Genomic DNA, 12,955 nt, shown 5'->3' with positions numbered 1-12,955 from the left:
ATCGTTATCCAGGGGCGTAGCAGCCGTTATGCACAGCATAAGAACTCTAAATCGCTGAAGCTCAAGAGTTCTAATATCCCCCACTTTATAAGAAAAGCAGATATCCCAAATCTTTGATTTGGTAATAGTCGCTTTCGCTGTGTGCGATGGGGGTATTACGGCTGGTAGCCATCGGATAAAAATAGAAAATGAGAAAATATCTATGTACCAACATTAAAAAATCCTTGATTCTTAAGCTTCTTTGTATCCACTCTTCTTACGGAAAATTTTACGCTTTTGACATCCGAAATCTGAAAAATCTAATTTTTTTACTTTTACCGAACAAACTTTAAACTCAGGTGTTCCAGTAACAGGATCAGGGGCACTATTAGTCAAAATATTAGCTGGACTCTCAGTAAAATGGAAAGTAATAAATGTTAATCCCTCTGGTACCCTAGTTGTTACTTGTGCTTTTGTAATTAATGAGCCACGCCGTGTTGTTACACTAATTTCATCACCATCTTCAATATTAAGACTTTTTGCATCCTCAGGGTTAATTTCCAAAAATCCTTCTGGATCCACACCATTTAGTCCCCAACAGCGTCTCGTCATAGTTCCTGTATGATAGTGAGTAACGATACGTCCAGTAGTCAGCATTAATGGGTATTCTTTATCAGGAAGCTCAGCAGGTTCTCTATACTCAATTGGGGAAAACTTACCCAAACCACGGGAAAACTTACCAACGTGCAAAATAGGTGTCCCAGGATGATTCTCATTTGGACATGGCCATGGAATGCCACCATCCTCCAGCCGTTTATAACTAATACCAGCATAACTTGGTGTTAAAGATCTCATTTCATCAAATATATCTTCAGGAGAACTATAATCTGCTGTATAATCCATTGCCTTCATGATATCCCGGAGTATTTGCCAATCTGGAAGACTATTACCTATTGGTTCTACAACCTTACGAATCCGCTGCACTGTACGATCAGTACTACTAAAAGTTCCATCTTTTTCAGCATAGGATACGCCCGGAAGAACAACATCAGCAACTTCAGCTGTTTCAGTTAAGAAAATATCTTGAACAACTAAAAAATCCAAATGCTTTAAACAATGTTCCACATGATTTATATCCGGGTCACTGCGCATTGGATTTTCGCCAAATACATACAGCATTTTGACCTTATCTTTTTCAATTGCATTCAAGATAGATGGAATATTAAGTCCAACCTCATCGCTTAACTGAGCATTCCATGCTTTTTCAAATTTCGCTTTCACATCAGGATTAGTTACTGATTGATAACCAGTGTAGACATTAGGCAAAGCTCCCATATCACATGCTCCTTGTACATTATTCTGACCACGCAGAGGGTTAACTCCTCCTTTAGGCTTACCAATATTACCAGTAAGCATCATAATATTTGCTGTAGATAGTACATTATCAACACCTGTAGTATGCTGCGTAATACCCATAGTATAATACAAAGCAGCAGCATCAGCCTTAGCAATAATTCTTGCCGCTTCTATTATCTTTTTCGCTGGAACTTTAGTTATGCTGGCCGTATATTCTGGGTTAAATCTCAGTGCAACCTCTTTGAAAGCCTCAAAGTTCTCAGTTCTTTCAGCAATAAACACTTCATCAGCCAGCCCTTCTGTAAGTATTACATATGACATTCCATTCAAAAGTGCTACGTCTGTACCTGGTTTATGCCGCAGCCAAATATCAGCATGTAGTGCCATATCAGTTTTACGTGGATCAGCTACTACGAGTTTAGTACCGCGTTCTTTAGCTTTTAGCATTTTAATACCAATTATAGGATGACATTCTGTGGTATTTGTACCAATTGCAAAAATAGCATCTTTAGGCCCCATTTCATCAAGTTCATGTATTGAGTTTGTCATTGCTCCACTGCCAAATGCTGTGCCTAGACCAGACACGGTAGGAGCATGTCACAAGCGGGCACAATGATCGACGTTATTAGTACCAATTACTGCACGCATTAATTTTTGCATAAGATAGTTTTCTTCATTAGTACATCGTGCGGAACTAAAAGCTGCTATGCTGTCAGATCCATATTTCTTTACAGTTTTTTTAATTTTAGAAGCAATAAAACCAATTGCTTCTCCCCATGTAACTTCAGCTAGCTTTTCTTCTTTTCTGATCAAAGGATTAGTTAGGCGATCTTTATGATGTACAAAATCAAACCCAAAACGCCCTTTTGAACAAAGCTTCTCTTGGTTTACTGAATTTACATCATTATTTGGGGTTACACTAACAATTTTTCCTTGTCTTACATTTAAAAAAAATGTGCATCCTGTTCCACAATAAGGGCAAGTAGTCAGTATACTCTTCATATTCTTATATTCCTTTCTTTAAATTTAGGCATTGCCGCCTTCTGAAAAAATAGAGATATGCTTGCTCTCTAATATAAAATATTGTAATTTAGTAAAAAATATCCTTAAAATATTATATTATAAATTAATTAATTAAAATTTGTCTTGATAATATTCCCAATTAATTGTATAATATTGTAAAAGGAGTGGTAACTATGGAAAACAAATCAATAAACATAAGCGATTTCAAAATAAATACTTACAAGACAAAAGATGTTGCAAAATTATTAAACACCAGCACTCAAGCAATTAGAAATTACTGCCTGACCTTCAAAGATTATTTAAACTCCAATCATCACTGTAAATATAGAAATTTTACTGAAGATGATATTAACAAGTTAAAAATGATTCAATACTTATCCAAAGAAAAACATTATACAACACAACAAATTAAACAATATTTCTTAGATAATGATTCTTCCCTATTTAGTAATCAAAAAGATTTAGAATTTGCAGCACAAGCAATATCCAATTTGATAAAACCTGAAATAGAAACTATTATCAGACAATCTGTTTCAGATATTATGCAGAACAATACAAACATCATTAAAAGCGATATTGAAAAAAGCAGTTCTTTAATTAATGATAATTTATCTAAGATATTAAACGATAAAAATTCTTTATTTGATTCTATTACAAATACTAAAGAATTAGTTGAACAAATTCAAAATAATCAATCTGAATATATTAGCCGAAAGGAGAGAAAGAAACAAAAGAAACAAAAATGGTTTAAATTATTTAGATTTTGTGAGGAGTAGATTATCTTCTGCTCCTTGCCAAATTAATGATTTAAATGATTTTATCCATTCCCCCAGCGTCTAATAAAATAATATATTAATTAATCAGGATTTTTATCATTTATAATTTTGTTTGCCTCTTCCTCTGTAAGATCATAATTCAGAAATGTCTTATAAAAGTTTCTAGTTTCTTTAACTATATCCAAATTTTTAAATTTATCAGGGTGAAGTGTCTTTGCTGCCCATTGTATCTGTAATGCTTCTTCTGCGCCATACCTGTCCCACAAAAATGCTCCTGTTGGATTTATATAAACCTTCCTATTCTTAACAGCATTTATCTGGCTCCAAGTTGAATTTTGAGTTAACTGGTCTATATTCTTTATAGCACTTTTCACATCAGTTAAAGTATTACTTCCAAGTATTATAACATCTGGATTCCATTTGAGTACTTGCTCTGTAGAAGTTACTTTCATATTACCAGTTATTTCAGATGCTGCATTTATTCCACCTGCTGCTTTTATCCATGAATCAATTATAGTATTCTTTCCGTCTACCGTAAGTGGTGAAAAAGATATTATATGTAGTACCTTTGGTTTTTGTGAATCAGGTATCTTGGATGTTACATCTGTTACCATTTTCAATTTGCTATCTAAATAAGAAATATATTTGTCTGCTCTCTTTACTGAATCCCCTCCAAAAATTTCTCCTGTTAATTTAACAGTCTTTTTCATGCTGTCAAAGTCAGTAAAATTTAGTTGTACTGTAGGAATTCCAAGTTCCTTTACCTTTCCTGCTGTCTTAGAATTTATCGGCATAAACAATATATCAGGTTTTGTCTTTAAAACTTCTTCTGTATTTACACTTTCATTTGTAAAATCAGTAACTGCACTTTTCATCTGTGGATTTACTTTATAAAGCCAAGGAACAGATTGCGGAGTAGAAATTGTTGAAACTATCTTATTTCCAGCTCCAAGCATAGTTACCATTTCATTGTGTGCCGGCCATGCATCGGCTATTTTATCAATTTTGGCAGGGACTTTCACTTTCTGCCCTGCAGCATCAGTTATAACTTTTTGCTGTGATTTTTCACTACTCTTTGTAGAATCTGTGCTACTTTGTCCACATCCTGCTAGCAAAAACACAGCTGCAAAAATAATTGCAATTAAATTTCTAGCTCTTCTTATTTTTTTCATTATACTTTCACATCCTATCTTAATTTGATTCTCCTTTAAATATCTTTCTTACTTAACTGAACTTCATCTTTCCATTGTACATTTTTATAATCTTCAAAACTTATATTAACCCTTCTGGCACCGCGTTTAAAAAATTTTGTTGGATTGCCTTCTTGTATAACATCCCAGGCTCTTTCCTTTTCAACAATAACTGTACCAGCTAATAAGTCAACCCCATAACTAAACAACATTTCAGTTATAGGAACACTTGGTCCAACTAATATTACATTTGCATTTTTGCTCAATTCAAGAAGTCTTGGAATAGTTTTATTTATAATAGTCGTTCCTGTTATAAACACATAATCCTGATAAGGTAAAATATACTCACAGGCTGGATCAGGATAATCTCCCTCATCAGGTTTTCTTTCTAGTATTGACAGTTTACATATTCTTCTAAGCGCTTCTACTCTCGGGAAATGCCCAATTACTGTGACATTTTTTCCTATTATTTGTTCCTTTAACAATATAAATGAAGATTCATTAGGTTGTCCATTTAAATCACCGGGATAAATTTTAGAAACATTATTTTCAGTATTTATTACAGAATTTATTGCTGCTAATCCAAGTGCAGCCTCGTAATTGTTCCAGGATTTTATATACCTGGCTATTTCACAAACCTTCATTCCTGCTATATGCTCAGGAATACTTACCTTACCATACACTTCTAATGGTCTCATTGCCATGCCAATTCCCTCGGACTCCACTAAAAACCAATTTACTCCCATTAAACATCTCTTTATCCTTATATTTTCTGGTATTCTTGAAATAAGGTCATTATATATCTCCCACATAATTACTCCCCCATTTTTACTGTCAACTTCCTTATTTTACTTTGTCTTTAGGTATTTTAACCATGAGCGCCCCATTATTAAAAAACTCATGTCTACCACCTTCCCTAATTAACTTCCATACTTTATTACGTTCTGTAACTACAGTCCCTGCAAGCATATTAATACCATACTTATATAAGCACTTAGTCATAGGTGTACTAGGTCCTACAACTGTAACGTAAGCATTTTTACTAAGCTGCAGAAGTCTCGGTAAAGTTTTATTTATTAAAGTAGTTCCTGTTATAAACACAAATTCCTGCTGGGGTAATAAATATTCACAGGATGGATCTGGAAAATCTCCTTTTTGTGGAATTCTTTCAAGTATAGAAAGCTCACATATCTCAGCCAAAGGTTCAAGATCCGGGAAATGTCCTATAACGGCTACCTTTTTTCCTTTTATTTTATCTTTCATGTACTCAAAGTCATTAATATTAGGCTGTTCACTTATCTTAATGCCACCAAATGTTTCTACATTGTAAGGAGTATTAATTACAGAATTAATTGCTGCTAATCCTAAAGCTGCTTCATAATTGCTCCAAGATTTTATAAGTTTTGCTATCTCACAGACTTTCATTCCAACCACATTACCCGCCATCTGCAAATAAGAATTCCCCTCTTTAGGCGTCATTGCCATCCCTGTTCCAACAGATTCTACTAAAAACCAGTTTAATCCTGCTACAAAATCCTTTATAACCAAGTCCTTAGGTATTAATTCTATTAACTCATCATATATCTCCCACATAACTTATCCTCCATTTTTAATTTATCTGATAGCTACCTACTGTAACACTCCCACTTCTATCAAAGTGGGAGATAACAGTAGCTACGCCCCTAGATAATTCATCTAAACTTAGTGGGATAAACAAAACTCTAAAGAGAAAGCGACTATCATCAAATCTAAGATTTGAGATATCTGCTTTTCCCACTAAGTAAGATTCATTGATAAACCACATAAATATTCACTTACATCAAAATCAATAACCTCTCCACTGCGTATTGTATTTCTAAGTTTTGTCATTTTTATATCAAATTTTTTAAGCAGCTGAAGATTTTTTCGTTCAGCATAATTAGTTTCTATTATTTTATTTATTCCTCCATTTTTTATGACAATTCTCTTATTGCCCATAAGTGCCAATATAGGATCATGGGTAGACATAAAAACTATTTTTTCTTTTTTCACTAATAATTCTATTGCTTTTCCTCTATCAATACCTGCGTTTTCTATTTCATCAATTAAAACTATAGGAGATATACTTAATAGTGCCGTATCCGCAACCATCAGTGACCTTGATTGACCTCCACTCAATTGTGTAACCGGTGCATCATAAGAAAACTTTTCACCGGCAAGTTCATTGGCACATTCAATTATTGCTTTAACCGTATCTTCTATTTTATCTATCATCCTGCTTTCTGCATGCATTGTAATAAATTCCTTAACCGTTAAATCCATTACAAAATTCATATTTTGAGAAAGCTGTGCCACTATCTTATTGTCCATAGAAAACCTTTTATCTGTTTCAGGTACTTTCCCATTTATGAGTACCTGCCTACCCGTTTGAGTATCCTTCTGTGCAATACATTCTATATCCGCTAATAATCTGCTTTTACCAGCTCCTGTGGGTCCAACTAAAGATATGATTTCTCCAGGTTTTACTGTGATACTCATATTTTCATTTTTGCCTGACTTGTCATGTCCTCCTATAATAGTTATATATTCAATATGACTTTCTGATTTTAACTTTAACTCGTCCATTTTCTCAACAAACAATTGAAAATGGTTTAATATCTCTTCTCTACCAAGTCCGCAGTCATCAATAAATTCATCTGTAAGTGTTTCTACTATTTGCTCTAATGTGCACTCATGATTATAATTTTTAAGTCCAATTGACGTAAAAAAATCTTCTATATATGAGTCTTCTTTTATTAAGTCTTTTATAGGAATTGATATAACTTTATCCTTCATTATATGGCATCCCCCAAATTCATTTTTTTTACATTTCCCTTTTCATAATCTTTGCCTATCTTCCTTTCACCTACACAATAAGGACAAAGTGCGGAAGGCATAGTGAACCTTAACATTTTTCCTTCTAAGCTATCTACCTCTGAAGCATTTTTTAAACTCTCACTTAAATCATAAGCTCCCTGCCCTGTTATACCATTCACACAAAAAATTGAAGCTTTTGGATTAGATTGCTTTACCTTAAAATAAAATACCTCTCTTTCTGCTTGAGATACAATATCTCCTTTAGTTATAACTATAATGTCAGCTAATTTTAGCATAGGGCCCACTTTTTTAGGTGTATTTATTCCAGAGAGATTATCTATTACACATATGGCAAGGACACCTTTTATATGAGGCGAACATCTGTTACATAATCCTGCGCTTTCACTAATTAATAAATCCAAATTGTTTTTACATCCCCAACTTACACAATCATTAATATTACTTATATAGAAGTGATCAGGACATAAATTTCCAGAGAGTCCTACTTTCACTGGAATATCTGCTTTTTTATATAGAATATCATCAAATGTAGAAAGACAATCAAATTTTATTACACCTACATTTAACTTTTTTAGCTTCAAATACTGTATAGTTTTTAAAATTACAGATGTCTTCCCAGATGAAGGCGGACCTGAAACAGTAATTAATCTCACTTTTTTCACCTACTCCACAAATATACTTTTTAATACTCGTTTAAATTGGATTTTCACAATTTAGTATTTCTTTAACCTCATTATCCTTTAATTCGTATTCAAAGAAATTTTTATAAAAATATTTTGTTTCCTTTGCAATATCAATATCTTCAAATTTTTGTGGATATATGTTCTTAGCCATCCATAACAATTGCAGTGCTGATTCTGTTCCAAGTCTTGCCCATGAAAAAACACCACTAGGACTTACAAATACTTTATTGTCTTTTACTGCCTTTAATTGATTCCATGAAGGATTTTTTACTACTTTACTTTTTTTAAGATTTCCATCTACTATTATCTCATCTGGGTTCCACTTAAGCATTTGCTCCATGGAAACTTCTTTATATCCATCTACTTCATTAGCTGCTTCATTTATTGCTCCTACCATATTTATAGTTTCATTTTGAGGCATATTTTTACCCCATACTGAAATACTTTCATTTTGCACAGATAGATAAACTACCTTAGGTCTTTCATTTTCAGGTATTTTAGATGTTATAGAAGATACTTTACTTATATTTTTGTTGAAATAATCTTTATACTGTTCTGCTTTTTTATATTCATTTTCTCCTAGCACTTTACCTGTTATAACAACACTATTTATTATATCTTCTATACTATTATGCTTATAATCAATCATAACTACAGGTATACCTGCTTCTTTAACTTTTTGTATGCTGTCGCCTTTACGTAAAAATGCTACATCTGGTTTAGACTTTACTAATTGTTCAATATTAGTTGTTTCTCCATTAAATGGGTAAGATATATTCTTAAGTTGTGGATACAATTTAATAGCCCAAGGGTAGCTTTTCTTAATAGAAGGAGAAGTTGCAACTATTTTATTATTTCTGCCACTAACTGTAAAAAGTGCATTGCAAAATCCAGGCCAAGAAGTTGCAACTTTAGTAACCTTCGCAGGAACCTTAACTGAATTTCCATCCATGTCCACAATAGTTTTAGTGCTTTGTGATTGTTTATTTGAACTTACACTTGAAGATGAGCTCTTATTTTCACAACCTGTAAGACCTGTAACTAAAATCGTGCATGCAATAACTAATAATATAATTAAATTGTTTGTTTTTAATTTTTTAAACATATTTATACCCTTCTCTCCTAATAGTTAAACACTTACTTTTCATTTCTTAAAAGGTATTTGAATTTATACTGTTAACAAAAATAGAATTTAGATAGTTCTTCAGTTTGCACATATCATTGGATTTAATATAATTCCAACCAATCCACTTGAATTTTGCATTTTTAGGGAGTTCGTTATCTACACAAGGATTTAGCGATGGACAGCAGCCTTCTGCACATTCACCTCCAAATTCTTTTCCTGTGATCAATTTCACAATCTCATGAAGTTCATCCCATTTTGATTTTTTTATCAACATATATAAGGGATATATAAAAGCGCCATCCTCTGGCCATACAATAAAAGTATCATCCTTGCCGCTGCAGCATTTTGCAAAAAACCAGGGCATTATATAAATTGCAGCACCATCACTATTTGGCGTTCCCGCGGATCTTGCCATTTTAGCAGGAGCCCAAACATCTTTCACATTAGAAGCAAGTTTTCTTATGCCTTCCTCTCCATAATCCTTATATATGTAGTGAAGTATTGTTGAAGAAATAAAATCTTTTCTTCCCTCAACAATAATATTATTTTTGTATTCCACTTTGAATAAGTCACTCCATATTTTAGGCACATCAAGACTTCCAATCTTCTTTTTATCTACAAGTAAAATATATGGAGAAACAGAATACATTGTATATCCACCCTCATTATACCCACATTCTATTCCTGAAAAGTCCTTATTTATATGAGCACCATGCCAGGCACATTTAAAATATCCTTTTTCAACTAAATTATAAAAAAACTCTCTGTTAAAGTAACTTTCAAATCCAAAAGTAATAAGTACATCTGGAAACTCATTGATATCTTTTACCTCCCACATGGACAAATACCTCTGATCTTGACTATGACCGCAGGGTACATAACATTTTAAAATTTTTCCCTTTTTCTCTTTATATCTATAAATTAGCTTATCCAAATTTTCTTTAAGTGCACGCTTTATAGGAACTGGCACATATCCTAATAAATTTAAGTTATCCCCCTCAGCCATTGTTTTAATGGAGAAATCGCTCATCACTTCTTTTTCATTTATTTTACTTTCAACTATATCTATGAATGACTTTATGTTTAATTTTCTAACCTTTAAGACTGTCTGGAGCATAGTCCTTTCTCCAAACTTATTTAGCAAATCATCCTGATTCTTTAAATTAAACCCACACATTCTAAAAATATCTATTACCATTGGATATTTCTCAATTAAATCTTTAATGGATATTCTTGGACTAATTTTCTCCATAGCTTGTTACCTCTATTAATATTTGCATCATGATACCGGAGGTAGATGCTTTAAAATTCTATTAGCTTCATCGTCAGTCAAATTATAATGATAAAATTTTGAATAATATTCTTTAACTTCTTTATTCATATCAAGATCCTTGAAAAGATCAGGGTGAAGAGTTTTAGCAATGAATTCTAGAAGTAAGACTCCCTCGCTTCCATAATCCCAGACAGCCACACCGTCAGGATTGACATAAACTCTATTATCTTTTACTGCCTTAACATTGCTCCATTTAGGATCATTCAAAATTAATTTTGTATTGTTAACACGCCCCATAAAAATAACATCTGGATTCCATTTCAATATATCTTCCATAGTTGGTTTTGTCATCATCTCTTCTTTTGAATCTTTTGTTACAAGTGTTCCTCCTGCCATTTCCACATACCATTCTGTATAAGAATTACGTCCATGACTTGTAAGTGCATCAGGCCCTCTCACATAATAAACCTTTGGCTTTTCTGATTCGGACAATTTCTAAAACACCTACCTCCATAAATTTATTGTTGATTATTAAGCAAAACATTAATATCACTATCAGTAAGGTCCACATGATAAAATTCTGAATAAAATTCTTTGGTAAGTTTATTTAAATCCATATCCTTGAATTTATCAGGGTATAACATTTTAGCTGTCCATGGTATTCCAATTATTGTATTAATTCCTGGTGGTCTATCAACCCAATTAAAAGGTTTTGTAGGTGTTAAATATATTCTATGTTCCTTTACAGCCTTTATATTTTGCCAGGAACTGTCAGAGTAAACACTTTTATAAAATTGAGGATTATTTGTTATAATAACGTCTGGATTCCACTGGAGTACCTTTTCTATTGAAACTTCTGAGGTGTTATTAATTCCAGTGCCCCTTGCAGCATTTAGTCCTCCACAAAGATATATAAGTTGAGTGTGTTGATTGTTCTTTAAACTAGTATAATTGGCTTTAAAAGCTGATGGTCCTGAATCATAATCAGTTTGTAAACCTTTAGGTCCTTCAGCATAATAAACCTTTACTTTCTGTTCATCTGGTATATTTGAAACTTTACTCTCTACTTCTTTCTTTACATTGTTATAAAAAGATATCAATTTGTCTGCCTTTTGCTTTGCTCCTAAAACCTTTCCCATAAATGTAATGTAGGGGACAAAATTTTGGGTATCCAAATCATGCACAACTACCACAGGTATGCTTCCAAGTTTTTGCTGCCTCACCTTAGTTATAGAATTATTTTCAGAGTTGTCCATAACTATATCAGGCTTCATGGATATATATGTCTCATAATTGATATCATTTTTTCCAGACCAAGAACCTACCATAGGAAGCTTTTGATACTTTTTGAGTATGTACTTTGCATTATCTGATGAAAATTTCATATTCCAGCCTACCAACTTTTCAGGAGCAAGCATGTACACTGCTGTTGTAGTGGCAGGAGATACTGACAGTACCTTGTTTATATTAGCTGGAATTTTAACATTTCTTTCTGCCATATCTGTAATACTTACTTTTTCTGTTCCACTGACTGCAGAACTTTTTTTATTTCCACATCCAGAAAACATAGTTAGAACAAACACTATAGCCATAACAACTACTATAGATCTTTTACTTATCCTACGTTTCATTTTTAAATCCCCCCCTAACCCTATTTTTTAATTTGTAGTACTGCATAATTTTATCTCTTACATATTCTTTTACCTCATAAATGTCACTGCGCTTAATATATTCCCACCCTAACCACTTAAAAGACGCATTCTGGGGTAAATTATTATCTATTGCAGCATTTGCCGAAGGAAAATAATATGAAGCGCATTTTTGCCCATATTCACTCCCTGTAATAAAATTTATTATTTCCTCCAGTTCATTAATTTTTGACTTTTTTACAAGCATATATATAGGTTCTGCAATGGCCCCATCTTCAGGCCAAACTACAGAAACGCACTCCTTTCTTGGACACACTTTAGCAAAAAACCATGAAAGCACATATATTGCAGCCCCTTCATTATTTAAAGTTCCTGCTGCTTTAGACATTTTTGAAGCATGCCACCCATCCTTTATATTAGCTGCCAGCATTTGAAGTCCTTTTTCACCATAATCTTTATATATGTACATAGGAAGGAGCTCTCCTATACCTTTTTGTGATCCTGAAACAATTATATTATTTTTATATATAGGCTTTAAAAGATCACTCCATTTTTTCGGCATTGGAAGATTACCCAATTTGTTCTTATCTACAAGCATTACAAGTGGAAATACAGAGTAAACTGAATAATTACCATCAGGATCTTCTAGTCCTGCTCTTACAAAATCTTTATTCACTTTTTTTCCCATTACTGATTTAAAATATCCCTTGTCAACAAATTTCTCTATGAAATCCTTTCTAAAAAAACTTCCAAATGTAACAGAAGCCACAATGTCGGGAAAATCTTCTATATTTTTTACCTTCCAGACATCATCATACTTATCACTTCCACCACATCCAACAGATATATGACACTTAAATGTTTTACCTGTTAACTTTTTATATTGGTTAAGTTCTATTTGAAAGTTTCTTCTGAAAATTTGCTGCATAGGACATACAATATGAGCTAAAAAATTAGTTTTTCTTATGGATACATCTTCTTCCAACATGTGTACTTCTTCCTTTCTGCATGCAAAAATTTAATCTTCAATATTCTGGGAACTTA

The 12,955-nt window shown here is 32.8% G+C and carries 12 protein-coding genes; 1 reads left to right on the top strand and 11 read right to left on the bottom strand.

Annotated features, from left to right (window positions below; translation table 11 throughout):
- Positions 1–231 precede the first annotated feature (231 nt).
- The gene (gene fdhF / locus CLCOS_RS06475; RefSeq protein ID WP_082853556.1) at positions 232–2,337 is read right to left on the bottom strand and encodes a formate dehydrogenase subunit alpha; all 2,106 of its coding nucleotides are present in this window, start codon (positions 2,335–2,337) and stop codon (positions 232–234) included.
- 194 nt (positions 2,338–2,531) lie between these two features.
- Here fdhF and CLCOS_RS06470 point away from each other — a divergent pair, with 194 nt between their 5' ends.
- Positions 2,532–3,134: a MerR family transcriptional regulator gene (locus CLCOS_RS06470; protein ID WP_063554836.1), complete on the top strand. Its 603-nt coding sequence runs from the start codon at positions 2,532–2,534 to the stop codon at positions 3,132–3,134.
- 80 nt (positions 3,135–3,214) lie between these two features.
- Here CLCOS_RS06470 and CLCOS_RS06465 read toward each other — a convergent pair whose 3' ends face one another.
- The 10 genes from CLCOS_RS06465 to CLCOS_RS06420 all read right to left on the bottom strand — a co-directional run bounded on the left by CLCOS_RS06465 (position 3,215) and on the right by CLCOS_RS06420 (position 12,899).
- Positions 3,215–4,306 carry an ABC transporter substrate-binding protein gene (locus CLCOS_RS06465; protein ID WP_063601341.1) on the bottom strand — a complete coding sequence of 364 codons (1,092 nt, stop codon included), beginning with the start codon at positions 4,304–4,306 and terminating at the stop codon, positions 3,215–3,217.
- 35 nt (positions 4,307–4,341) lie between these two features.
- On the bottom strand, positions 4,342–5,136 hold the full coding sequence (locus CLCOS_RS06460) for a DUF364 domain-containing protein (protein ID WP_063601340.1): 795 nt from the start codon (positions 5,134–5,136) through the stop codon (positions 4,342–4,344).
- A 31-nt stretch (positions 5,137–5,167) separates the two neighbouring features.
- The gene (locus CLCOS_RS06455; protein ID WP_063601339.1) at positions 5,168–5,917 is read right to left on the bottom strand and encodes a DUF364 domain-containing protein; all 750 of its coding nucleotides are present in this window, start codon (positions 5,915–5,917) and stop codon (positions 5,168–5,170) included.
- Between the two features lie 183 nt (positions 5,918–6,100).
- Positions 6,101–7,138: an ATP-binding cassette domain-containing protein gene (locus CLCOS_RS06450; RefSeq protein ID WP_063601338.1), complete on the bottom strand. Its 1,038-nt coding sequence runs from the start codon at positions 7,136–7,138 to the stop codon at positions 6,101–6,103.
- Positions 7,138–7,833, bottom strand: a complete 696-nt coding sequence (locus tag CLCOS_RS06445; RefSeq protein ID WP_063601337.1) for a GTP-binding protein — start codon at positions 7,831–7,833, stop codon at positions 7,138–7,140. The genes CLCOS_RS06450 and CLCOS_RS06445 overlap by 1 nt, the downstream gene beginning before the upstream one ends.
- A gap of 40 nt (positions 7,834–7,873) precedes the next feature.
- The gene (locus CLCOS_RS06440) at positions 7,874–8,968 is read right to left on the bottom strand and encodes an ABC transporter substrate-binding protein (RefSeq protein ID WP_063601336.1); all 1,095 of its coding nucleotides are present in this window, start codon (positions 8,966–8,968) and stop codon (positions 7,874–7,876) included.
- A 46-nt stretch (positions 8,969–9,014) separates the two neighbouring features.
- Positions 9,015–10,241: an ABC transporter substrate-binding protein gene (locus tag CLCOS_RS06435; RefSeq protein ID WP_082853555.1), complete on the bottom strand. Its 1,227-nt coding sequence runs from the start codon at positions 10,239–10,241 to the stop codon at positions 9,015–9,017.
- 27 nt (positions 10,242–10,268) lie between these two features.
- Positions 10,269–10,754: an ABC transporter substrate-binding protein gene (locus CLCOS_RS06430; protein WP_063601335.1), complete on the bottom strand. Its 486-nt coding sequence runs from the start codon at positions 10,752–10,754 to the stop codon at positions 10,269–10,271.
- Positions 10,755–10,780: 26 nt separating this feature from the next.
- A complete protein-coding gene (locus CLCOS_RS06425; RefSeq protein WP_063601334.1) occupies positions 10,781–11,893 on the bottom strand; it encodes an ABC transporter substrate-binding protein in 1,113 nt (370 codons plus the stop codon).
- Positions 11,883–12,899 (bottom strand): ABC transporter substrate-binding protein, encoded by a 1,017-nt coding sequence (locus CLCOS_RS06420; RefSeq protein ID WP_063601333.1) that lies wholly within the window; start codon positions 12,897–12,899, stop codon positions 11,883–11,885. The genes CLCOS_RS06425 and CLCOS_RS06420 overlap by 11 nt, the downstream gene beginning before the upstream one ends.
- Positions 12,900–12,955: the final 56 nt, after the last annotated feature.

The organism is Clostridium coskatii (genome assembly GCF_001675205.1).
Taxonomy (GTDB): Bacteria; Bacillota; Clostridia; order Clostridiales; family Clostridiaceae; genus Clostridium_B; species Clostridium_B ljungdahlii.
This window is presented reverse-complemented; position numbering and strand designations above follow the sequence as displayed.

What these genes read in the sequence shown, in the direction of transcription:
- CLCOS_RS06420 (WP_063601333.1), bottom strand. Translation starts at nt 12,899, where the DNA reads ATGTTGGAAGAAGATGTATCCATAAGAAAAACTAATTTTTTAGCTCAT.
- CLCOS_RS06460 (WP_063601340.1), bottom strand. Translation starts at nt 5,136, where the DNA reads ATGTGGGAGATATATAATGACCTTATTTCAAGAATACCAGAAAATATA.
- CLCOS_RS06465 (WP_063601341.1), bottom strand. Translation starts at nt 4,306, where the DNA reads ATGAAAAAAATAAGAAGAGCTAGAAATTTAATTGCAATTATTTTTGCA.
- CLCOS_RS06470 (WP_063554836.1), top strand. Translation starts at nt 2,532, where the DNA reads ATGGAAAACAAATCAATAAACATAAGCGATTTCAAAATAAATACTTAC.
- CLCOS_RS06435 (WP_082853555.1), bottom strand. Translation starts at nt 10,241, where the DNA reads ATGGAGAAAATTAGTCCAAGAATATCCATTAAAGATTTAATTGAGAAA.
- CLCOS_RS06455 (WP_063601339.1), bottom strand. Translation starts at nt 5,917, where the DNA reads ATGTGGGAGATATATGATGAGTTAATAGAATTAATACCTAAGGACTTG.
- CLCOS_RS06440 (WP_063601336.1), bottom strand. Translation starts at nt 8,968, where the DNA reads ATGTTTAAAAAATTAAAAACAAACAATTTAATTATATTATTAGTTATT.
- CLCOS_RS06450 (WP_063601338.1), bottom strand. Translation starts at nt 7,138, where the DNA reads ATGAAGGATAAAGTTATATCAATTCCTATAAAAGACTTAATAAAAGAA.
- CLCOS_RS06425 (WP_063601334.1), bottom strand. Translation starts at nt 11,893, where the DNA reads ATGAAACGTAGGATAAGTAAAAGATCTATAGTAGTTGTTATGGCTATA.